The organism is Flammeovirga pectinis, assembly GCF_003970675.1.
Taxonomy (GTDB): domain Bacteria; phylum Bacteroidota; class Bacteroidia; order Cytophagales; family Flammeovirgaceae; genus Flammeovirga; species Flammeovirga pectinis.
Map to the genome: position 1 here is coordinate 1943989 of NZ_CP034562.1, position 22702 is coordinate 1966690.

Annotated in this window: 18 protein-coding genes and 4 tRNA genes; 7 read left to right on the top strand and 15 right to left on the bottom strand. The window is 33.3% G+C overall.

Going from position 1 to position 22702, the window contains the following annotated elements:
• Positions 1 to 143 precede the first annotated feature (143 nt).
• Both hisG and hisD read left to right on the top strand, forming a co-directional pair.
• On the top strand, positions 144 to 1001 hold the full coding sequence (gene hisG, locus EI427_RS07750) for an ATP phosphoribosyltransferase (protein WP_394345837.1): 858 nt from the start codon (positions 144 to 146) through the stop codon (positions 999 to 1001).
• Positions 1002 to 1027: 26 nt separating this feature from the next.
• Positions 1028 to 2314 (top strand): histidinol dehydrogenase, encoded by a 1287-nt coding sequence (hisD, locus tag EI427_RS07755; protein WP_126613364.1) that lies wholly within the window; start codon positions 1028 to 1030, stop codon positions 2312 to 2314.
• A gap of 72 nt (positions 2315 to 2386) precedes the next feature.
• On the opposite strand, the gene EI427_RS07760 is transcribed toward hisD, so the two are convergent.
• Entirely contained in the window at positions 2387 to 2896 is a 510-nt protein-coding gene (locus tag EI427_RS07760; protein ID WP_126613365.1) for a DUF3347 domain-containing protein, read from the bottom strand.
• A 20-nt stretch (positions 2897 to 2916) separates the two neighbouring features.
• Positions 2917 to 3795, bottom strand: coding sequence for a cysteine synthase CysM (gene cysM / locus EI427_RS07765; protein WP_126613366.1), 879 nt, complete (start codon positions 3793 to 3795; stop codon positions 2917 to 2919).
• A gap of 299 nt (positions 3796 to 4094) precedes the next feature.
• Here cysM and gcvT point away from each other — a divergent pair, with 299 nt between their 5' ends.
• A complete protein-coding gene (gcvT, locus tag EI427_RS07770) occupies positions 4095 to 5195 on the top strand; it encodes a glycine cleavage system aminomethyltransferase GcvT (protein ID WP_126613367.1) in 1101 nt (366 codons plus the stop codon).
• Between the two features lie 88 nt (positions 5196 to 5283).
• Here gcvT and EI427_RS07775 read toward each other — a convergent pair whose 3' ends face one another.
• The 7 genes from EI427_RS07775 to EI427_RS07805 all read right to left on the bottom strand — a co-directional run bounded on the left by EI427_RS07775 (position 5284) and on the right by EI427_RS07805 (position 8061).
• On the bottom strand, positions 5284 to 5688 hold the full coding sequence (locus EI427_RS07775; protein ID WP_126613368.1) for a hypothetical protein: 405 nt from the start codon (positions 5686 to 5688) through the stop codon (positions 5284 to 5286).
• A 309-nt stretch (positions 5689 to 5997) separates the two neighbouring features.
• Positions 5998 to 6081 (bottom strand) — tRNA-Leu (locus EI427_RS07780).
• Between the two features lie 18 nt (positions 6082 to 6099).
• Positions 6100 to 6183: transfer RNA gene (locus EI427_RS07785), tRNA-Leu, on the bottom strand.
• Between the two features lie 28 nt (positions 6184 to 6211).
• Positions 6212 to 6295, bottom strand: a tRNA-Leu gene (locus EI427_RS07790).
• Positions 6296 to 6315: 20 nt separating this feature from the next.
• Positions 6316 to 6399: transfer RNA gene (locus EI427_RS07795), tRNA-Leu, on the bottom strand.
• A 148-nt stretch (positions 6400 to 6547) separates the two neighbouring features.
• Positions 6548 to 7333, bottom strand: coding sequence for a 5'/3'-nucleotidase SurE (gene surE / locus EI427_RS07800; RefSeq protein ID WP_126613369.1), 786 nt, complete (start codon positions 7331 to 7333; stop codon positions 6548 to 6550).
• Positions 7334 to 7410: 77 nt separating this feature from the next.
• Positions 7411 to 8061, bottom strand: coding sequence for a hypothetical protein (locus EI427_RS07805; protein WP_126613370.1), 651 nt, complete (start codon positions 8059 to 8061; stop codon positions 7411 to 7413).
• Positions 8062 to 8400: 339 nt separating this feature from the next.
• On the opposite strand from EI427_RS07805, the gene aceB reads away from it, so the two are divergent.
• Together aceB and aceA are read left to right on the top strand one after the other, a co-directional pair.
• Positions 8401 to 10005, top strand: coding sequence for a malate synthase A (aceB, locus tag EI427_RS07810; protein WP_126613371.1), 1605 nt, complete (start codon positions 8401 to 8403; stop codon positions 10003 to 10005).
• Between the two features lie 81 nt (positions 10006 to 10086).
• Positions 10087 to 11361 (top strand): isocitrate lyase, encoded by a 1275-nt coding sequence (gene aceA / locus EI427_RS07815; RefSeq protein ID WP_126613372.1) that lies wholly within the window; start codon positions 10087 to 10089, stop codon positions 11359 to 11361.
• Positions 11362 to 11422: 61 nt separating this feature from the next.
• On the opposite strand, the gene EI427_RS07820 is transcribed toward aceA, so the two are convergent.
• From EI427_RS07820 to radA, 4 genes are all read right to left on the bottom strand, one after another.
• Positions 11423 to 12577, bottom strand: a complete 1155-nt coding sequence (locus tag EI427_RS07820; protein WP_126613373.1) for a hypothetical protein — start codon at positions 12575 to 12577, stop codon at positions 11423 to 11425.
• A complete protein-coding gene (locus EI427_RS07825) occupies positions 12544 to 14448 on the bottom strand; it encodes an ABC-F family ATP-binding cassette domain-containing protein (RefSeq protein WP_126613374.1) in 1905 nt (634 codons plus the stop codon). Before EI427_RS07825 ends, EI427_RS07820 begins: the two co-directional genes overlap by 34 nt.
• A gap of 87 nt (positions 14449 to 14535) precedes the next feature.
• Positions 14536 to 16437 (bottom strand): OmpA family protein, encoded by a 1902-nt coding sequence (locus tag EI427_RS07830; RefSeq protein WP_126613375.1) that lies wholly within the window; start codon positions 16435 to 16437, stop codon positions 14536 to 14538.
• A 5-nt stretch (positions 16438 to 16442) separates the two neighbouring features.
• The gene (gene radA, locus EI427_RS07835; protein ID WP_126613376.1) at positions 16443 to 17849 is read right to left on the bottom strand and encodes a DNA repair protein RadA; all 1407 of its coding nucleotides are present in this window, start codon (positions 17847 to 17849) and stop codon (positions 16443 to 16445) included.
• A 255-nt stretch (positions 17850 to 18104) separates the two neighbouring features.
• Here radA and EI427_RS07840 point away from each other — a divergent pair, with 255 nt between their 5' ends.
• Together EI427_RS07840 and EI427_RS07845 are read left to right on the top strand one after the other, a co-directional pair.
• Positions 18105 to 19610, top strand: coding sequence for an MBOAT family O-acyltransferase (locus EI427_RS07840; RefSeq protein WP_126613377.1), 1506 nt, complete (start codon positions 18105 to 18107; stop codon positions 19608 to 19610).
• Between the two features lie 52 nt (positions 19611 to 19662).
• Positions 19663 to 20475 carry a hypothetical protein gene (locus EI427_RS07845; protein WP_126613378.1) on the top strand — a complete coding sequence of 271 codons (813 nt, stop codon included), beginning with the start codon at positions 19663 to 19665 and terminating at the stop codon, positions 20473 to 20475.
• 67 nt (positions 20476 to 20542) lie between these two features.
• Here the strand turns inward: EI427_RS07845 and EI427_RS07850 are convergent, their stop codons facing one another.
• Both EI427_RS07850 and EI427_RS07855 read right to left on the bottom strand, forming a co-directional pair.
• The gene (locus EI427_RS07850; protein WP_126613379.1) at positions 20543 to 21715 is read right to left on the bottom strand and encodes a sodium:calcium antiporter; all 1173 of its coding nucleotides are present in this window, start codon (positions 21713 to 21715) and stop codon (positions 20543 to 20545) included.
• Between the two features lie 22 nt (positions 21716 to 21737).
• Positions 21738 to 22631, bottom strand: a complete 894-nt coding sequence (locus EI427_RS07855; protein ID WP_126613380.1) for an MBL fold metallo-hydrolase — start codon at positions 22629 to 22631, stop codon at positions 21738 to 21740.
• Positions 22632 to 22702 lie beyond the last annotated feature (71 nt).

A 22702-nucleotide genomic window follows, 5' to 3' on the forward strand; every position in this document is an offset into this window, starting at 1 on the left:
TGATTTTCTAAAAATATCTGTAGATTTGATGTGAAATTTGATTTATGATTGAATTTCGGTCAGTTTATATTATTTCTAAAACTGAACTATATAATTATAACACTACGGTGTAAAACACAAAAAGTGTAAGACACAATTTTATTATGACAAAACTAAAGATTGCGATCCAAAAGTCTGGTCGATTAAGTGACGGATCTCTTAATCTGATCCGTCAGTGTGGAATTAAAATCCCTAGAATGAAAGGTGCATTAAAAGCAGAAGCTAGCAACTTTCCTTTGGAATTTTTATTTCTTCGCGATGATGATATTCCTGGTTACGTCCAAGATGGCGTTGCAGACCTTGGAATAGTAGGTGCCAACGAGGCTGTTGAAAAAGACAAAAACGTTGATACTATACATCATCTTGGTTTTTCAAAATGTAGATTGTCTATTGCTATTCCTAAAGAACAAGCTTACAATGGTATTGCAGATCTTGATGGAAAAAGTATTGCTACTTCTTATCCTAAAATCTTAGGAGACTACTTAAAAGAACAAGGTCTTAAGTGTGAAATTCATGAGATCTCTGGGTCTGTAGAAATTGCACCAAATATTGGTCTTGCAGACGCAATTTGTGACTTAGTAAGTACAGGTAGTACATTAATGCAAAATAACTTGAAAGAGGTTGAAAGTATTTTCACTTCTGAAGCATTAATGATTGCTACTCCAGGTCTAGACGCAGAAAAAAGAGGCATTATTGAGCAGTTAATGTTTAGAATTAATGCTTTACAAACTGCTGGTAATAATAAATACATTCTTTTAAATGCACCTAAGAAAAATGTAGATACTATTCTTAACTTATTACCAGGTATGCGTAGCCCGTCTATCCTACCTTTGGCAAATGAGGAATTTGTTTCTATACATACTGTTATTGCTGAAGATGATTTCTGGTCTAAGATTGAGGAATTAAAAGCTGCAGGTGCTGAAGGTATTCTTGTTATTCCTATTGAGAAAATGATTCTTTAATCATCTTCTTAAAAAGTGATGAAATTATGAAATTATACAAATATCCTGCTGTTGAAGAATGGACAAAACTACTTCAAAGACCTTCTATGAGAATGGAAGATATTGAGAAGCAAGTTACTCCTATTCTAAAAGCAGTTCAAAAAGATGGAGATGCTGCTTTAAAAGCTTTCTCACTTCGTTTTGATGGGGCAAATATAGATTCAATATTAGTTTCTGAAGAAGAATTTTCTCAGGCTGAAAAGGATGTCGATAGTGATTTGAAAGAATCTATTTCTATTGCCATTAAAAATGTCACTAAGTTTCATTCTGCTCAAAAAACAGATGTTTTAAGAGTTGAAACAATGCCTGGTATTTCTTGTTGGAGAAAAAGTGTTCCTATTCAAAAAGTTGGTTTATATATACCTGGTGGCTCTGCGCCACTTTTCTCTACTGTAATTATGATTGGTGCACCTGCTCTTATTGCAGGCTGCGAGGAAGTTTTTCTTTGCACACCTCCTAATTCGGAAGGAAAAGTACATCCAGCTATTTTATACGCAGCTAAGAAAATAGGTTTATCAAAAGTTTATAAAGTTGGTGGTGCTCAAGCTATTGCCGCTATGACTTTTGGTACAGAAACCATTCCATCTGTTTCTAAAATATTTGGACCGGGGAATCAATATGTAACTGCTGCTAAGCAATTGGCAACAAAAGAAGGTGTAGCTATAGATATGCCTGCAGGTCCTTCTGAAGTTCTTGTCTGGGCAGACGATACGGCTAACCCTGTGTTTATTGCAGCAGATCTTTTATCTCAAGCAGAACATGGTCCAGATAGCCAAGTTATTTTAGTTTCTACTTCTGAAGAAATGATTCAGAAAACTGAGGCTGAAGTTGAAAAGCAACTTTCTGTTCTACCTAGAAAAGAAATTGCTGCTAAGGCTCTAGGTCATAGCAGAAGCTTTTTGATGAATGATGAAGCTGAAGCATTGAAGTTAGTAAATGAATATGCTGCAGAACATCTTATTCTTGCTTTAGATAATGCAGAAGAAATTGCTGAAAAAATAATTAATGCCGGTTCTGTTTTTGTAGGACACTACACTCCAGAATCTGCAGGCGATTATGCCTCAGGAACAAACCATACGCTTCCTACTTATGGGTATGCTAAGAATTACTCTGGAGTTTCTTTAGATAGTTACTACAGAAAAATCACTTTCCAGAAAATTGAGAAAGAAGGATTAGAAAGCTTAGGACCTCATGTTGAAAGAATGGCTGCTGCTGAAGAATTAGATGCACATAAAAATGCTATTACAGTTAGACTTAATGCTTTAAAAGACTAAGTACTATCGCTTATAAAAAAGAAGGCTTCTCTCATTAATTTGAGAGAAGCCTTCTTCTTTTAAAGAAACTTTTTATTTTCCTTTAATTGTTTCCATAACGCGTCCGCAATGAAGCATCTTATCTCCAAAATAAGGGTTAACTACTTCATTTGTTCCGCTTAACCAGTTCGCACCAGTATTATTGAATGCCATTGGACAATGTACAACATATAAGTCCATTCCAGCCTCACCAGACTTTGCAATTTCTGTGTAATAAGCTGTTACTACCTCAAAACTTTTTCTTTGTGCCTCAAGGTCATCCGTATTAATAATTGCAGTAATAGCCTCTTTTACTTCATTTGATACTTCTGATGGTAATGTCACCTCCACCTTCTTAGCAAAAGTTTGAGCTGCCGTTGGGTTTGCTGCTATTAAACACTCAGAAAGTTTTAAATAAGCCTTAGCCCCTTTAGCTTTTTTTGCATTATAAACTACAGGTTTTAATTCAACCTTCTCCTCAACTTTAGTAGATTGTTCTGTTTTTGGAGTACCACAACTCATCATAAGAAGTACTGTAACCGCTAATATTAGTAATTTTTTCATTGTTGATATGTATTAATAAATTAAAAAAGTGAAGTTGAAAGATATTTATCCCCTCTATCACAAATAATAAATACAATTACACCGCTTTCTAACTTCTTTGCCGTCTCTATTGCTGCATAAGCAGAACCGCCACTACTCATTCCTGCAAATATACCTTCTTCTTTTGCTAAAAGACGTGTCATATTTGTTGCATTTTCCTGTGAGATATCAATTTTTTGATCAACTCTAGAATCATCAAATATTTTGGGCAAGTAAGCTTTTGGCCACCTTCTAATACCTGGGATTTTTGCGCCTTCTGCAGGTTGAGTACCAACAATTGTAATAGTTTCCGATTGCTCTTTTAAGAATTTAGAAGTACCCATAATAGTACCTGTAGTTCCCATGGCAGAGACAAAGTGTGTAACTTTCTTGTCGGTATCTCTCCAAATTTCAGGCCCAGTGGTTTTGTAATGTGCCAAGTAATTATCAGGATTATCAAACTGATTAAGCATAAAATAACCACCTTGTTGAACTTTGCTAAGTGCATAATCTCTAGCACCTTCCATAGATTCTTTTTGTGGCGTTAAAGTTACTGTTGCCCCGTATGCTTTCATTGATTTTATTCTCTCAATAGTTGCATTATCTGGCATTACTAACTCTATATCTATACCCATTAAACTAGAAATCATTGCTAGTGCAATTCCTGTATTTCCACTTGTGGCTTCAATTAGTTTCACTCCTTTCTTTAGGTCGCCTCTCTCTTGTGCTTGTTTAATCATATTATATGCAGCACGATCTTTTACACTCCCTCCGGGGTTCTGACCTTCTAACTTTGCATAAATTGTAACATTCGGATTAGGGTTTAAAGCCTTTAATTCTACTAAAGGCGTATTCCCTACAAGTGACAACACTGAAGACATAATAATTATTGTTTGGTTGATAGTTTGAGATATCAAATGCTAAGTTCCTTATTTATTTTAAAAATTATAAATGAATTGTCTATTATTTTTTATAAATCAGTTCAAAAACATCAATTATTGAATTTTATAGATGATTTTAAACAACTACAAATCTAAAGAGTTGAAAAGCTGTTAAAAGCAGTATTCATTTTTAATAAAAGTATATGATTCTATCAAAGTACTTACTACTTTTGGCGACAGAAATATATTGGCAATTCAACCACATGCCAATAAACCATTAAAAAACACATAACTCAGTCATGACAGAAGAAAAAACATTAAAAAAAGTAGCTCTTAATGATGTTCACGAAGCATTAGGTGCTAAAATGGTTCCGTTTGCAGGATACAATATGCCTGTTAGATACTCGTCGGATATTGAAGAACACAAAACTGTTCGTAATGGCGTTGGTGTGTTTGATGTATCGCATATGGGTGAATTTATGCTTAAAGGACCTAAGGCATTAGATCTTATTCAAAGAGTATCTTCAAATGATGCTTCTAAACTAACTGATGGTAAGGCACAGTACTCTTGCCTACCTAATGAAGACGGCGGAATCGTAGATGACCTTATCATTTATAAAATTAAAGATGAGGAGTATATGCTTGTTGTAAATGCTTCTAATATTGAAAAAGATTGGAATTGGATTGCAAATAAAAATACGGAAGGCGTAGAAATGACAAACGTTTCTGACGAGATTTCTTTATTTGCGGTACAAGGTCCTAAGGCTTCAGAAGCAATGCAGTCACTAACGGATGTAAACCTTTCTGATATGGGCTTTTATACTTTCACTGTTGGTAAGTTTGCTGGAGTTGACAATGTAATTATTTCTGCTACTGGATATACTGGTTCTGGTGGGTTTGAATTATACATTCCTAATAAAGATGCTAAAGAAGTTTGGACTAAAATTTTTGAAGCTGGCAAAGACTACGAAATCAAACCTATTGGATTAGGAGCTAGAGATACGCTTAGACTTGAAATGGGTTATTGTTTATACGGTAATGATATAGATGATACAACTTCTCCTTTAGAAGCTGGATTAGGTTGGGTTACTAAATTCACTAAAGAATTTACGAACAGCACAAACTTAGCAAAACAAAAAGAAGAAGGTGTAAAACGTCGTTTAGTTGGTGTTGAATTAATTGACAGAGGCGTTCCTCGTGGAGGCTATAATGTGCTTAATGCTGAAGGTGAAGTTGTTGGTAAATTAACTTCAGGAACGATGTCTCCTATGTTAGGCAAAGGTGTTGCATTAGGATATATCAATAGACCATTAACTAAACCAGGTTCTGAGGTATTTATTGAAGTAAGAAATAGAAAATTAAAAGCGGTAGTTTCAAAACCTCCTTTCTATAAAGGTTAACCTACTGTTTAAAAAAGAATATATAAAAAGAGCGATGAAAGTTATTTCATCGCTCTTTTTATATATATTACTATGTAGTCATTTAAAACTACATTGACTTTACCTTAGGTCTAATTTTTTCTAAAATGATAATTAATTCAGCTTTGTCTTGTAAATAATTATCGACTCTACTATGAACTAATTTTTCTCTTGTATCCATTTCCAAAGAGTCTAAATCTTCATCATCACCTATAACAGTTTCACCATCTAAGTACTCTTCGTAAATCATTACGCCATCGTACCTAGTAATTTTAAAATGAATTATGGAAGAGTTCAAGTCTTCACCTTTAAGTTCAGCACTAAAAGTATCAAACTTTAAAGGTTTACTGTAAGTTAAATCATATTTTTTTTGATATAGCACATCAGTCTGAAGCTCCGTTTCAAGAGCTTCATCATCACAACTGCATAGAAACAGAAGTAATAAACTAAATACTATTTTTTTAAAAATATGCATACAGCGGTTTAAATTGAATCACAAAGATATAACTTTTTAGCGATTTTTTTAACTTTAATTCAGTTTTTGTTAAAATTTATTTAACACTTACATTGTGTTTTTTAATAATTTGCATTTTATGAATAGAGTTACTATTTAATAGACACTTGTACTACACAAAGTGTTGTACTTTACTATTCATAATTTTTCATCTAAATTCTATTTCAATCTACAAAAACAGCCCAATTACTCTTAAAAAAGAGATAATTATTAGGAAAAGAGCAAACAAAAAAAAGGCATTGAACTTAATCAATACCTTTTAATACCTTGTACCTTGGGTGGGACTCGAACCCACACGAGCTTGCACTCACAAGATTTTGAGTCTAGCGCGTCTACCAATTCCGCCACCAAGGCGAATATAAAAACAACTTGTACCTAGGGTGGGACTCGAACCCACACGAAGTTTCCCTCACAAGATTTTGAGTCTAGCGTGTCTACCAATTCCACCACCTAGGCAGATGTTTTTATATTGCAATAAATAAAGTACTTGAGGTGGGACTCGAACCCACACGAGCTTGCACTCACAAGATTTTGAGTCTAGCGCGTCTACCAATTCCGCCACTCAAGCTTAAAATAAAAAAGAAATAGTACCTTGGGTGGGACTCGAACCCACACGAGCTTGCACTCACAAGATTTTGAGTCTAGCGCGTCTACCAATTCCGCCACCAAGGCATTCTTCTTTATTTTCTTATTGCCTTCCGTTTGAAAGCGATGCAAATATGCATGGTTAAACATTAGAAAGCAAACAACTTTGATCGGTGTTGATCAATTGAATTATTAACTTTCTGAATTTAAGCACTAAATTATTTGTTTTTTTTTATTAGAACCCCTCCTCTGCCACTTTTTCAGCTAATTTGAGTCTATATTCATGAGCAGTCATGTCTATTTGAGTTGGTACAATACTTCCATAATTATTGTTAATTGCCCATTCATCAGTATCACTACCTGTATCTCTATTCACAAACTTACCTGTAAGCCATAAATATTTTTTCCCTACAGGATTTACTCTTTCATCAAATTGTTCTTGCCATTTACCATCTGCTTGCCTGCAAACTTTCAATCCTTTAATTGGTTCTGTACCTATTTTAGGGAAGTTTACATTCCATGCAACACCTTTTGGCATTCCTTCTTTAAGAACTTTTTCTGCAATTTGCTTTACAAATGATCGAGTGTGCTCAAACTCTGCATCAAAACCATAATCACAAACACTAAAACCTATACTTGGCAAACCTTCTATTGCTGCTTCTAAAGCTGCAGACATTGTACCAGAATATAATACACTAACAGAGGTATTACTACCATGATTTACCCCACTTACAACCAAATCCGGCAAAGTTTCTAAGATATGATTCTTTGCTAATTTCACACAATCCGCAGGTGTACCAGAACATTGGTAAGCACTAACATTCTCTTCAGGAAAGATATCCGAAGAATGGTATCTTAATGGGTCTTCTATTGTTATTGCATGCCCTTGCCCAGATTGTGGACTATCTGGAGCAACAACAACAACATCTCCTAACTCTTTCATTACACTCACTAAAAATTTAATCCCTTTTGATGTTATGCCATCATCATTAGCTATTAATATAAGTGGTCTCTTTTTCATAATTAATTTAATTAAAAAGTAAAACGGGCTCCTAAAAGCCCGTTAATTATTATTTCCTTTATATGTAGTACCGTAAATTAGTTCGCAACTTTTTTATCTTCTGCAAGAACATCATAGTACCTTACAATTTGCAAAAAGTCTTCACGATCTTTATAATCCAATTTATTTATTTTTATAAATGCTTCAATCTTATCTTTGTATTTACCAAAATAAGCAAGCATTGTTTCTAATTTCCTTGTATCCACCTGTCGCATTTCAGCGTACATATCCATCAAATAAAAGTCATAAACTAGAATTTTTCTTCTTGTATTAAAGTTACTCCCCCAATATGGATCATAAGAAGTCTCAGATACTTCAGCAATTCTTTCTCTAGTAAATAATATATATGGCTCTCCTTCTTCAAGTAATTCAAAGAAATGATTTTTCACATATCCTTTTGATCTTTTAAATGGTAAAGAATAAAATACCCTTTGCCTTTTAGTAAGCTTATCTAAAATTTCGAAAGAAGCTACATTTTGTGCTCCAAAAGATTTAATAACTCCATTAACAATAACTTGTATAGATTCTACTTCTTCTTCTAATGAATATTTAATTCTTCCTTTTAATGAGGAACCGTTTGTTAAATCTACCTCTCCTGCATGCCAAAATTCTGAAGGGAAATCTTGAGCAAAAGTAAAAATTGGAAATAAAGTTATGATGAAGATACTTAGTGATTGTCTCAAATTCATTCTGATAAAGTTTAATCAAATCAAATGCTTTTTATAAAAATACATCTTTTTTATTAGACTTAAAATTATAAGCTAAAATTCTTTTTTCACTCAAAAATTGGTGACTCAAATCATATTTGTTAGCGAATTTAAAAAAATTAGCGAAATTTCGCTAATTTTTTTATATCAATATAATTACATTATTAATCTCTTTTAATTCACTTTAAACAACTTTCATATCAATATTTTCACATTCATTATATTTGAATGATTATTCACTAGCGAATTTTCGCTTTTTTTATTCAATTCGCTTTCACTAACTTTGGATTATCAATCACCCGGACATTAACTTTAAATACTATGAGAGGACAACACATTACTCAGATAGAAAACTTAGAAATTAGAGGCTTGATTTCTAATGAGTTCGACCAAATCTTAACTCCAGAGGCTTTAGAGTTCGTCGTACAACTTCATAAAAAATTTGCTAAGCGTAGAGCTGCTCTATTAGAAGCAAGAAAAAGAAGACAAGAAAGTATTGATGAGGGTAAAATGCCCAACTTTCTAGCTGAAACAGCATACATTAGAAACAGCGAATGGACTGTTGCTGATGTGAAAGAAGATCTAAAAGACCGTCGTGTAGAAATTACTGGACCGGTTGATCGTAAAATGATCATCAATGCCTTAAATAGTGGTGCAAATGTTTTTATGGCTGATTTTGAAGATGCAAACTCTCCTACTTGGGAAAACAATATTCAAGGTCAGATTAACTTAAGAGATGCGAATAAAAAAACCATTTCTTTTGAAAATTTAAAGAATGGAAAAACGTATTCTTTAAATGAGAAAACAGCAACATTAATGGTACGTCCTAGAGGGTGGCATTTAGAAGAAAAACATATTTTAATTGATGGTAAACCTGCCTTAGGAGGTTTGGTTGATTTCGGTTTATATTTCTTCCATAATGCAAAAGAATTAATAAAAAGAGGAAGTGCTCCATACTTCTACTTACCTAAAATTGAAAGTCATTTAGAAGCTCGTTTATGGAATGACATTTTTGTTTTTGCTCAACAGGAAATGAATATTCCTCAAGGTAGCATTAAGGCAACTGTACTTATAGAGACTATTCTTGCTGCCTTTGAAATGGATGAAATTTTATATGCTTTAAAAGAACATTCTGCTGGCCTTAATTGCGGTAGGTGGGATTATATATTCTCGTACATCAAAAAGTTTAGAAATGATCCTAAGTTTATAATGCCTAATAGAGATCAAGTAACGATGAAAGTTCATTTTATGAAATCATACTATGAGTTACTAATTCAAACTTGTCATAAAAGAAAAGCATTTGCAATGGGTGGCATGGCTGCACAAATTCCAATTAAAAATGATGCTAAAGCAAATCAGAAGGCAATAGATAAAGTTGCTAAAGATAAAACAAGAGAAGCACTTGCTGGTCATGATGGTACTTGGGTAGCTCACCCTGGTTTAGTAGCCACAGCAAAAGAAGTTTTTGATCGTTATATGGGTAATCCAAATAATATTGATAAACCAATCACTTTCAAGAAAATCACTGCAGAAGATCTTTTAAAAGTACCCACTGGTGACATTACATTAGAGGGATTGAAAAACAATATAGATGTTGGTATTCAATACATTGCTAGATGGTTAGATGGCCAAGGAGCTGTACCTATCTATAACTTAATGGAAGATGCCGCTACTGCAGAAATTTCTAGAACACAAGTTTGGCAATGGATTCAGCATCAGGCTAAAATGGCTGACGGCACTCCTATTACAAAGGAATTATACCAATCATTAATTCCAGAAGTTATGGAAACAATCAAAAACTACGTTGGTGAAGAAACTTATCAGCAAGGAAAATATAACGAAGCATTTGAAATTTTTGATATGCTTGTTACTAAAGATGAATTTATAGAGTTCTTAACACTTCCTGCATACGCACATATAGGATAAATAAAAAAGGGGCATCTCAACTGCAATTGATTTGCCCCACCAATGAATTACACATTAGTTTACACACAAATTTACAAGAAAATGACAAAGCAAGAAAGAATTGAAGCGTTAAAAAAAGAATGGGCAACTAATCCAAGATGGGAAAATATTGAACGCCCTTATGATGCTGAGGAAGTAATTAAACTACAAGGCAATGTCATTATCGAGCATTCTTTAGCAAAACAAGGAGCTGAAAAATTTTGGAAGGGACTTCATTCAGAACACTTTATAGCTGGTCTTGGTGCTTTAACGGGCAACCAAGCAATTCAAGAAGTAGAAGCCGGTTTAAATGCTATTTACTTAAGTGGATGGCAAGTTGCTGCTGATGCAAATTTAGCAGGACAAATGTACCCAGATCAATCTTTATACCCTGCCGATTCTGTTCCTAAAGTTGTTGCAAGAATTAATAATGCACTTCGTCGTGCTGACCAAATTCAGTCTGTTGCTGATAAAGATGATACAGATTATATGGTTCCTATTATTGCTGACGCTGAAGCAGGTTTTGGAGGTAATTTAAACGCCTTCGAATTAATGAAAATGATGATCGAATCTGGTGCATCTGGTGTTCACTTTGAGGACCAATTATCTTCTGCAAAAAAATGCGGTCATTTAGGTGGTAAAGTATTAGTACCTACGCAAGAGGCTATTAATAAATTAGTTGCTGCACGTTTAGCTGCTGATGTTTGTGGAACTCAAACATTAATTATTGCAAGAACAGATGCAGATGCAGCAAACTTAATTACAAGTGATATAGATCCAAGAGACACAGAGTTTATTCATGGAAAAAGAACTTCTGAAGGCTTCTATGAAGTAAAAAATGGATTAGACCAAGCCATTTCTAGAGGGTTATCTTATGCTCCATATGCTGATTTGATCTGGTGTGAAACTTCTCATCCAGACCTAGGTGAAGCTAGAAGATTTGCAGATGCTATTCATGCAAAATTCCCAGGGAAAATGTTAGCATACAATTGTTCTCCTTCATTTAATTGGGCATCTAAGTTAACAGAGAAAGAGATGGAAACTTTCAGAGAAAATCTTGCTGACATGGGGTATAAATTCCAATTTATTACACTTGCAGGATTCCATGCATTGAACACAAGTATGTTCGAATTGGCAAAAGCGTACAAAGAAAGAGGTATGGCTGGCTACTCGAAACTACAGGAAAAAGAATTTTCTTTACAAGCAGACGGCTTCAGAGCAGTTAAACACCAAGCCTTTGTTGGCACTACTTACTTCGATGCTGTACAAAATACAGTAACTGCAGGGACTTCATCGACAACTGCAATGGAAGGAAGTACGGAAACGGCTCAATTCTAAATGTAATTTTATATATGGTTACCAAAACAAAAAACTTCACTGCGCTTGCAGTGAAGTTTTTTTAGTGATCTTCGAGAAAGTTATCTGGAAGGTCTTTTATCTCTTGCTCGGTAGTATATTCCAAGCCGTTTACATAAATAGCACCTCCTGTTAGTATTGCCAAACTTTTATAATCAATTAATATTTTTGGAACACCTGCTTTATTAAATTCAGCCTTATTCAAAATAATATGAATTGGTTTACTTAATTGTGAAAGCAGTGATATATCCCTTATCTCAGAATCATTATCAGCAATTAAAATAAATGTTGCTGCATCTGGAAAGTTTTCTTGAGCATAAATTAAAGCTTCTAAGTCATTTTCAGGAAGGTCACCTCCATCTCCTTTTTGCTTCACTTTTTGCATTAAATTCATGACGGGCATTACTTTACTATCATGAATTCCGTAAACACCTCCAGTTTTACCAATTTCTTTGTGTTGGCTCATTTTGGCATCGCCATCATTAAAAAATACAAATCCATTTACTTGATCTTGTGCTCTCTCTTTCATTAACCAAGATAACAGATCAATTGTATAAGGATACATACTTCCTGTCCAATCACTTATAACAACAGCTTTATTCCACTCCTCCCTATGTTTATTAAACACATCAGAAGTAAAGGATTCAACCTCATCGTCGAGCTTTAATTTTTGCTTAACTAAATGGTCAAATTTATGGTCTATTGTCTTCTTTCTCTTTATTTCTTTCTCTGGAGATAATTCTTTTCGAGGGTGTTTTTTATAGTACACCACAATACCATGAAAGAGGTTTTCAAAATCAATTTTGAATGTCCCTTTTGTTTGTTTAATAATTCTCCACCGTATTACTGGATCATCAATAGCACCATCAAACCATTCCGAAAAAGCATCAATTCTTGCTGTATTTAAAACAGAAAAATCAAAATCTTTAGGGTGATTTGTATACACTAAGAGAACACTATCAATTTGTAAACGACTAATTTCTTCTGCTTCAGGTAATTTATTTATTTCTGATTGTCCATAAGACATTGGTAACGTAAAGAAATGTTTTGTTGAATCAATTTGTAAATGATCTACACTTCTATATGCCGCCTTAAAATAAACACGCTCAGCAGTTTGAGCATTTGATTGTTCAGTTATTAAAAATAATAAACTGAAAAAAACTATTAACCATTTGCAATCTCGTCTAACTCCATCCATCGCATCATCTTCTCATCTGCATCTTCCATAACCTTACCGAGACGTTCAGAAATTTCTCTTATTTCGTTGGCTTCAGTAACAGATCCGTCAGATAATTTTGCTTCTATTGTTTCCTTTTCAGTTTCAAGTACTTCAATTTCACCTTCAAGCGTTTCATACTCCATTTTCTCTTTATAAGAAAGCTTTTTTGTAGACGTTTTTGGTTGTACTTTTTTCTCTAACTGTTGCTTACGATCTTTTTCTTCTTTAACTGCAATTTTTCTAAGACGTTCTTGTTCGTCTACATATTCTCTATATTCTGAATATTTGCCATTAAAATCTTTGATCTTACCCTCGCCTTCAAAAACAAATAAGTGATCTACCAATTTGTCCATAAAATAACGGTCGTGAGTAACAACAATCACGCAACCTTGAAACTCTTCCAAAAAGTCTTCCAAAACACTCAATGTTGCCAAATCAAGATCGTTTGTTGGCTCATCAAGTATTAAAAAGTTAGGATTAGTTAGTAAAATCGTACATAAATAAAGTCTTTTTCGTTCTCCACCACTTAAAGTAGAAACAAAAGAATGTTGTTGTTCAGGTTCAAATAAGAAGCGTTGTAATAGTTGCGATGGTGTTAAACTAGAACCATCAGACATTGTATGATCTTCTGTTATATCCCTTACAATATCAATAACTTTTGCGTTCTCATCAAAAGACAAACCACTTTGAGTATAATACCCATAAACAATTGTCTCTCCTTTTGTAATATCACCAGCATCAATACCTTCTGTACCTGTAACCATGTTCAAGAAAGTAGACTTCCCTACACCGTTATCGCCAACAATACCCACTCTTTCTCTACGTTTAAAAACATAAGAGAAATCCTCTACAATTTTTTTATCGCCAAAAGATTTATAGACATCTTCAAATTCAAGAATCTTTCTTCCTAAACGAGACATATTAACAGCAATCTCTGCTTTTTCTTCTTTTTTACCGCTACTGGCCTTCTTTTTTAAATCCTGAAAAGCATCCATTCTATATTTCTGCTTTGTTCCACGAGCTTTTGGCATTCTTCGTACCCAATCTAACTCCTTTCTCATCAGGTTTTTAGCCTTATCTACACTTGCTGCTTCGTTGGCTTCACGTTCTGCTTTCTTCTCAACAAAGTAAGAGTAATTACCTTTATGTGTATATATTGTACTATCTGTTAACTCAATAATTTCGTTACAGATTCTATCTAAGAAATACCTATCGTGAGTTACTAATAACAAAGATAAACGTGACCTAGTTAAATATTCTTCTAACCACTCAATCATATCTAAATCAAGGTGGTTGGTAGGCTCATCAAGAATTAAGAGATTAGGTTCCTCGATTAATATTTTACTTAAAGCTACTCGTTTTTTTTGCCCACCAGATAGTGACTTCATTGGAGCAGAAAGGTCTTCGATTTTAAAAGCAGTAAGAATTTGTTTTACACGAGCTTCTGCATCCCAAGCTTTTAGCTCTTCCATTTTAGCAGTTGCCTTATCCAATCTTTTTAAAACCTGTTCAGAATAATCTTTAGACGAATCTGCTAATGCCTCTTCGTAATTTCTTACAGCTCCCAAAATTGGTGAATCGCTTGACAATACATAATCTAAAACAGACTGATGAGGATCAAAAGCTGGGTCTTGCTCTAATAATCCAACAGTAACATCTTTGTTAATGGCAATAGCACCGCCATCTAGTGGCTCCTTACCAACAATAGAGTTAAGTAAGGTTGATTTACCTCCTCCATTTTTAGCTACTAAAGCAACTTTCTGTCCCTGTTGAATACCAAAACTTATATTTTCAAAAAGAGGTTTTTCTCCCCAATATTTTGTCGCGTTATCTACGGATATTAAATTCATCGTCTGTTTTTTAATTGAATCGCAAAAATAGGTGTTTTAATCAGATAAAATGAGTTGATCTACTCAGATTGACAAAAATTATCCTTATTAAAGAATCTCAAACTCAATTCTTCTATTTTTTTGTCTTCCTAATTCAGTATCATTTGATGCAATTGGTTTTGATTTACCATACCCCTTTGCTACAAGATTGCCTTTTGGGATTCCTTTATCAATTAAATAATTGACAACTGCCTCTGCCCTTTTCTGTGATAAATCTACGTTGTATTTATCAGTACCTATATTATCGGTATGCCCACTAATTTCTACTTTTAACGTTGGGTTATTTTCCATAAACTCTACAATACGCTGCAGTTCTACATTTGATTTATTCTCTAAATCAAATTTATTAGAATCGAAAAATATATTATTTAAAGTGATATTAGTACCATGTTCAACTCTCTGTAAAAAGATGTCTAATGTTTTTCCTTCGACACCTATATTGTGCATATCAAAAGTCAGACTTTGAAAAAGGTAGCCCGGTCTAGAAACATATAATGCGTATTCTTCCTTTTGATTTAAAACGATAAGATACTTACCTGTTTCTTCATCAGAAAACACCTTAGATTCTGTTATATCACTTTCTAATTTCTTTAATTCTATCTCTGACTTTAAAGGCTTTTTAGTGATAGCATCATAAACTACCCCTTCTAAATAACTACTTAAAGCACTTGGCTGAATATCCTTTGGGACATCAAAGGATACAATTTCACTTGTTCTATCATTACCATGCATTGAAAACTCTTTAGAGAAATATCCTTTTGAGCCATCTGAAGAAACAATTAATGAAACCTGATCTGCATGATCGTTGATCGGGAAACCTAAATTTTTTGGCTCACTCCACTCACCATTTACATATTCCACTTTAAATAAATCTAAGCCTCCATACCCAACTTGCCCTTCTGAAGAAAAGTACAATGTTGTTCCATTAGAATGGATATAAGGTGATAAATCATCATCATAAGAATTTATATTTTCTCCTAGGTTTTGTGCAGGTTGCCACTCTCCATTACTTCCTAAGCTACTTACCCAGATATCTTTTTTACCAATACCTCCTTTCCTGTCAGAAACAAAATACAAAGTTCTTCCATCTGCTGATAATGAAGGTTGTGATTCCCAATTACGACTGTTTACATTTGGTCCTAAATTTTCAGGTTTTGTCCAATGTTCTCCAATCTTTTTAGAAAGAAATAAATCACAACTACCATAACCTTGACGGTCTTTTGTTGATTCACAAGATGTGAAAATCATGATTGAGCCATCTGCAGATATTGAACAAGTTCCCTCATTAAATTTTGTATTTAACTCTCTAACTTCTTCTGGAGTCGCCCATTCACCATCTACTAATGTTGTCTGAAATATATTCTCATCCGTATTTCTATCTCTTGATGTAAAATATAAGACTGTCCCATTTGCTGTTATAGCTGGAAAATATTGTTGTTCCCTTTGATTAACAATGCTACCTAAACTGACAGGGTTAAAGGGTAACTTATTTCCAATATTAGCACGTGCATATTTACAAGAAGCAATAATCTTATTTGCAGTAGAAATCTGACTATACTGCCTTTTTGAAGGATTAAATTTTAAGAAAGAGGAAGCATATTTTTCTGCTAAATCATAATTCCCTTGAGACCACTCGTACTCTGCTAAAGAGAGGTGAGCAAGCATATATTTTGAATTGTCAGCACAGCATTTCATTAACTCTGCATATAACTCTCTTGACTTCTGATAATTCCTTTCTAAAATATTTAAATATGCCAATAGATAATAACTATCTCCAAAAGACGGGTCTGATTTTATGGATTTATTTAAAAACTCTTTTGCATCAGCAAATTGTCTTTCTGAGACTGCTTTTTCGCCTTTTTCGTATAACTTTTTAGCTTTTGACGATTGTCCTAAACTTGCTAAAGAAACAAAACAAAAAATGAGAAATGAATAAAAAAAATGATTCATATATTTTACTTAAATAATATTTCAGCAACTTCTGCAACAGTACCCACAGGAATTACTTTTATGTTGATCTTTTTTAAGTCTAACCCTTTGATATTATATTTAGAGACAAACATCTCTTTAAAACCAAGTTTTTCAGCTTCTACAATTCTATTTTCAATTCTAGAAACAGCTCTAATTTCGCCTCCTAAACCAACTTCAGCAGCAAAACAAGTAGTAGACTCAATTGAAATATCTTCAAAAGATGAAATTAATGATACAACAACAGCTAAGTCAATCCCAGGATCTTCTACTCTTAAACCACCAGCTACATTTAAAAAGACATCTGAAAAGTTTAATTTATAACCAGATCTTTTTTCTAGTACAGCCAAAAGCATATTCATTTTTTTAGCATCAAAACCTGTAGGACTACGTTGAGGATTACCGTATACTGAAGGCGTTACCAAAGATTGAATTTCTACTAGTAATGGCCTGTTACCTTCCATAACTGTACCAATAGCAATACCACTTAAACCATCATCTCTTTGAGATAAAAGTATTTCTGAAGGATTGCTAACCTGACGTAAACCGGAAGCCATCATTTCATAAATACCTAGTTCTGAAGTAGAACCAAATCTGTTTTTCTGGGTTCTTAAAATTCGGTAAGTCATATGGCGGTCCCCTTCAAACTGAAGAACGGTATCTACCATATGCTCCAAAACTTTAGGACCAGCCAAGCTACCTTCTTTGGTAATGTGTCCAATCATTAAAACTGGTGTGCCTGTATCTTTTGCAAAGCGAATAAGTTCTGCGGCACATTCTTTAACTTGAGATACACTACCCGCTGCAGCTTCTAAAAATGGAGACACTAATGTTTGAATGGAATCAATAACCATAACATCAGGGACCATTTTTTCTACATGAGCAAATATTTTAGATGTATCTGTTTCAGTTAATACGAATGTATCTTCAGACGAATAAGGTAATCGGTCAGCTCTTTGTCTTATTTGTTGTCCACTTTCCTCTCCAGAAACATACAATACTTGTTTTCCATTAAGTGATAACGCAATCTGAAGCATCAATGTCGATTTACCAATACCTGGTTCTCCACCAATCATAACAGCAGAACCAGGAACAATACCACCACCTAGAACTCTGTTCAATTCTTCATCTAGGGTGATAATTCTTGCTTCTTTTTCAAATTTTACCTCATTAATTCTAACAGGTTTGGACGTTTCTACACTAGCATTAACATAAGCTCCCGTTTTCACAGCTTCTTTACTCATTTTCCAATCTCCTTTTTTAGGAGCTTCGTCTTTGAGCAATTCTTCTACAAAAGAATTCCACTCGTTACAGGTTGGACACTTGCCTTGCCATTTTGGAGATTCAAATCCACAGTTCTGACAAAAGTAAGCTGTCTTTATTTTTTTAGCCATACCGACTTATTATTTCATATTTAAAAAGATACATGAAGATAAATGAAGAAAAGTGGAAAGTAAAAATCAATAGTACATATTTTGATATATCTATCTCTATTTTACTTAGAAATGATTTAGTACTAAAATTAAACCGAAAAATGTATCAGTATTTCAGTCAAAGGGCTTAAATTCGTAATTGAATACGATCACTTTTCAATTGTAGTTTAACGATACTACAAGTTTTTTATTGATCAAAAACTCTATACTAGAACAATGCTCGAATTAGTTACCTATTCGGAAAATAGTCCACTCTTATTTACTCAAGCTATATTTTGGGTATTATTCGGGGCTATTATTATTATATATCAATTTGTTTATAAAAACATAACTGCAAGAAACACCCTATTACTTCTTGCTAGTCTGTATTTTTATTACATGTCAAGTGGTTTTTATTTTGTGTTATTGTTGTTCTCAACTGTGGTAGACTACTACATTGGTGCCGCAATATTTGCATCAACAGAGAAACGAAAAAGAAAGCAACTTGTATTTCTTAGTGCATTTATAAACCTCTCGCTACTTGCTTATTTTAAATATACATTCTTCTTTACTGAAGGGATAAACACCTTATTTTCTATTGATTTAAAGCCAGAGAACTTCCTAGCTGTATTTTTAAATAATGTATTTGGAACGGCTATGGATACTACTAATATCTTCTTGCCAATTGGAATATCATTTTACACATTTCAGACAATTAGTTATTCTGTAGATATTTATAGAGGCGATATTAAACCAGTAAACTCTATTTGGGATTTTGCACTTTTCGTTAGTTTTTTCCCACAACTTGTAGCAGGTCCGATTGTTAGAGCATCAGAATTTATTCCCCAAATTCATAACCCCTATAAGGTTTCTGAAAGTGAATACGGACATGCATTATTTCTGATTGCTTCAGGACTAGTTAAAAAGATTTTAATTTCAGATTATATTTCAATAAATTTTGTTGATAGAATATTTGAATCTCCTTGGTCTTATTCAGGTTTTGAAAACCTTATGGCAGCTTATGGTTATGCCATTCAGATTTATTGCGATTTTTCTGGATATACAGATATAGCTATTGGAGTTGCCGTGCTTTTAGGTTTCAGATTACCACTTAATTTCAACTCCCCATATAAAGCTACAGATATTACAGATTTTTGGAGAAGGTGGCACATTTCATTGTCTTCATTTCTGCGTGATTATTTGTACATACCTTTGGGAGGTAACAAAAAAGGAAAAGTTAGAACTTATATAAATTTAATTATAACTATGCTGTTAGGTGGACTATGGCATGGTGCTAATATTAGGTTTATCATTTGGGGGTTACTACATGGAGTTGCACTTGCAATCCATAAATTTTGGCTTGAAATGACTAACAAAAAGTATTCTAACTCAATTTATTCAAAAATTATCGGAGGATTTATTACCTTTCATTTTGTGTGCTACGCGTGGATATACTTTAGAGCTGATGATATGCAACATGCTCAAAGTATGATTACTCAAATTATGACAAACATGGACTTATCTATCGCTATTGATGTGTTGATAGCTTACAAAAATGTGTTTTTAATTATGGGGCTTGGTTACTTTTTACATTGGATGCCTCAAAAATGGAAGGATCAATTGTCAATGGAGTTTATTTGTATGCCTGACTTTGCTAAAGCAGCATTCCTATTCTTTATTGGATTTATGCTATTTCAAAGCAGATCATCTGATATCCAACCATTTATTTATTTTCAATTCTAAAATTTTATAGTAAATTAGTTAATGACTAAGTACTATAAATTACCCTTTACAAATGTTCTTGTTTTATCGCTACTCTCTATTAACTGCATGTGTACTTTTTTTTAGTACATCTTATGCACAAACGGACATTGATGAAAAAGTTGATCAATATACTCAACTTATAGATTTAGATGCCATGACTTTAGATATTGATAATATTATTCAGGCACAGCTTGATGAAAAAACTATTATGATAGATAATTCAGAGAAACTTACTTCATTGAAAGCATCTATTAAAACTAGTCTATCATCTAAAAGGGCTAAATATTATTTTAAAGAATATCTTAAAAATCACCTGGGTTTAGATACTCTTACCGATGTTATCAACTTCTACAACTCTACTGAGGTACAAGAAATGCTAACTTTTGAAAAGAAAATCTATACTACCAATCAACAAATTGAAAAAGCAAAATTTGAAAAACAATTTGACATAAGAACTATTGATGACGATAAATTAGAACTTTGTGTAATGCTTTATCAAGATCTTAAAATTGGTAACACCATGATTTCATTAATGAAAAAAAGTATGTATGGGGTTCATATAGGTTTAAATTCGTCTGAAATTATAGAATTAAAAACTTCTGAAGAAGAGGTAAACGATCAGATTAATATGATTTTTGATGATAACTTTAATCATTTATTAAAAAATGATCTCTTAAAAGATTTATTGTTTACGTATAGGAATGTAAATAATTATACACTAAGAAAACATACCGAACTATGGTCATCTGATCTAGGTAGCTACACTATAAAGTTATCTACCAATGCGCTCGATTATGCTTTTGATATGATGAATAAAGATATCCAAAACCATAAGAATTTATAAAATATTTGAACATAAAAAAGGCCACTTAAAATTATTAAGTGGCCTTTTTTGTGCAGTTTAAATTGCATCACATTTTATGAAATGGATTCAATTTAACCAAATGATCATTTATATTAATTAATGCATCTTGAACACCTTGCAACCAAGGAGCTTCATATGTATATGCTAATGTATAAAAGATAAACGCAACATATAACAGCATTAAAAAGTATCCACTTTTTGCACCAAGCTTCTTACGCTTAGCACCAACGTAGAAAATAACCGTAGCTAAGAAAGTCATTATTAATAATAAAATTCTAAACTGACCGATAAAATTCATCTCTTCAGCACCACCAGACATTATTATTGTTTTATCATAAAACAAGGTATAAATAGTTAATGGTAGTCCTAATGCAAAACAGATATCAAAAATATTACTTCCAAGTGCATTCGAAATTGCATCGTTGTATGCCCCATTATTCGCACTCTTAACAGAGATAATCGTATCAGGTACAGATGTTGCTGCTGCAGCAAAAATTAATGCCACAACGTATGTATTCCAGTTTAAGCCATCTCCTAATAACTCACACCCTGTAACCAAAAGGTGACAAGATGCACCAACAATAGAAGTTGCTAATATTAATAATACCCATGCTCTTTTAGAGTTCATTGTATTATTACCTAAAATGGCATGAGATAAATCTAACTTAAAAAAAGCAGCTAATCTCCCTCCATCACCAGCTTCGTATTCATATTCTTCATCATGATCTCCTTCTGAGTCCATTTTAATAAAAAATAAAGACAATACGTATACAACATATAAACTCATTAAGAATACACCGTGATACCAATCTAATTCTGTTTCAGAAACGAAAATTATAAGGCACAAAATAGCAAGCATTAAAGCAATACCATCTCTTAAAACTACCTTTGGATTAATATTTATATACTGAACTTTTCTATTCACTACAATTACACTCATGATTACAGCAGCAGGAATAATCATGATATTAAAAATTGCACTACCTGACGTAGTACCTATCCCACTTGCAAATCCTTTAGCGTCTCCTGCTAATACTAAAAAGAAAAAAGTTGTAAATAGTTCGGGCATTGAGCTACCAATAGCATCAATAGTGGCACCTTTTACACCACCTTTCATATTACGCCCCAAATAGCCAGAGGCATCTTCAAAACCATCGCATGCTTTCCATATAATAATGCATGCAATGAAAATTATAACTAGACCTGAAAGTATCTCCATTATATGTTTAACTTATTAAAGTTTATAGTTCGTTTTTCTTCTTCCAATATCGGACCAAACCTGCAACTCCCATAAAAGGCGGGTTTGCGGCATCGTATTGTTCTAGGGCATTTTGATCCAATCCATGTTTAGATAACTCTTGATTAACGTAAACAATGAACCTTTTCTCCATTTCTGGGAGTTCTAAACCATCTTCTGTATATTTTTTTACTATTTGAGCGATTTTGTATAAGTCATTTTCGAGAGCAATAAGATGATTATCTATATCAGTAACGGCTCCAAAATGAGTTAAGTATAAAACTGATGGAGAAATTTCTCTAATAAGATCAATTGACTGCTGCCATTTCTCTAAACTAATATCTGGAGGAGGACACGGCGCTACCACAGGACCTCCGTTAATTTTAACTCCAGCAACATCTCCTGTAAACAAAGCATCACCTATTTGCCATGCAATATGATGATTTGCATGACCTGGGGTATGCCACGCTTTTATAACAGTATCTCCAATTGTAATTTCTTCTTCGTGAGCTGTTGGACGTAAACATTCTTTAGGTATAGCTTCCATTTGTCCCCAAAGTCTATCCATATCCTCTTTATAAATCATTTTTGCAGATGCCATCAATTTTGAAGGATCTGCCATATGACGTTCTCCAAAAGGATGTAAATAAACCTTAGCTCCATGTTCGGCAAACTTCCAAGCTGCTCCTGCATGGTCTAAATGTATATGAGTTATAAAGACATGTTTAATATCTTCTGGTCTATATCCTTTATCTGCTAATGCTTTTTCTAGAATCGAAAATGTTGAATGTGGACCTGTTTCTATTAAAATTGGACCTTCTGATGTTTCTATTAGATAAGATGCAATTGCATCTTCTTTATTTAAAAAATGTAAATCTATTGATTTTACTTTGCTCATGTCGAAATTTAATAGGGAAATCGTTTGTTGAAATTTATTGTAATATTAATTGATTAATTATAATCATTACG

Bases quoted from the DNA above. Each gene is read 5' to 3' on its own strand.
- aceA (WP_126613372.1), top strand. From the start codon at position 10,087: ATGACAAAGCAAGAAAGAATTGAAGCGTTAAAAAAAGAATGGGCAACT.
- EI427_RS07820 (WP_126613373.1), bottom strand. From the start codon at position 12,577: ATGGATGGAGTTAGACGAGATTGCAAATGGTTAATAGTTTTTTTCAGT.
- hisG (WP_394345837.1), top strand. From the start codon at position 144: ATGACAAAACTAAAGATTGCGATCCAAAAGTCTGGTCGATTAAGTGAC.
- EI427_RS07760 (WP_126613365.1), bottom strand. From the start codon at position 2,896: ATGAAAAAATTACTAATATTAGCGGTTACAGTACTTCTTATGATGAGT.
- surE (WP_126613369.1), bottom strand. From the start codon at position 7,333: ATGAAAAAGAGACCACTTATATTAATAGCTAATGATGATGGCATAACA.
- cysM (WP_126613366.1), bottom strand. From the start codon at position 3,795: ATGTCTTCAGTGTTGTCACTTGTAGGGAATACGCCTTTAGTAGAATTA.
- aceB (WP_126613371.1), top strand. From the start codon at position 8,401: ATGAGAGGACAACACATTACTCAGATAGAAAACTTAGAAATTAGAGGC.
- gcvT (WP_126613367.1), top strand. From the start codon at position 4,095: ATGACAGAAGAAAAAACATTAAAAAAAGTAGCTCTTAATGATGTTCAC.
- EI427_RS07840 (WP_126613377.1), top strand. From the start codon at position 18,105: ATGCTCGAATTAGTTACCTATTCGGAAAATAGTCCACTCTTATTTACT.
- EI427_RS07775 (WP_126613368.1), bottom strand. From the start codon at position 5,688: ATGCATATTTTTAAAAAAATAGTATTTAGTTTATTACTTCTGTTTCTA.
- EI427_RS07850 (WP_126613379.1), bottom strand. From the start codon at position 21,715: ATGGAGATACTTTCAGGTCTAGTTATAATTTTCATTGCATGCATTATT.
- EI427_RS07855 (WP_126613380.1), bottom strand. From the start codon at position 22,631: ATGAGCAAAGTAAAATCAATAGATTTACATTTTTTAAATAAAGAAGAT.
- EI427_RS07805 (WP_126613370.1), bottom strand. From the start codon at position 8,061: ATGAATTTGAGACAATCACTAAGTATCTTCATCATAACTTTATTTCCA.
- EI427_RS07830 (WP_126613375.1), bottom strand. From the start codon at position 16,437: ATGAATCATTTTTTTTATTCATTTCTCATTTTTTGTTTTGTTTCTTTA.
- EI427_RS07845 (WP_126613378.1), top strand. From the start codon at position 19,663: ATGTTCTTGTTTTATCGCTACTCTCTATTAACTGCATGTGTACTTTTT.
- radA (WP_126613376.1), bottom strand. From the start codon at position 17,849: ATGGCTAAAAAAATAAAGACAGCTTACTTTTGTCAGAACTGTGGATTT.
- hisD (WP_126613364.1), top strand. From the start codon at position 1,028: ATGAAATTATACAAATATCCTGCTGTTGAAGAATGGACAAAACTACTT.
- EI427_RS07825 (WP_126613374.1), bottom strand. From the start codon at position 14,448: ATGAATTTAATATCCGTAGATAACGCGACAAAATATTGGGGAGAAAAA.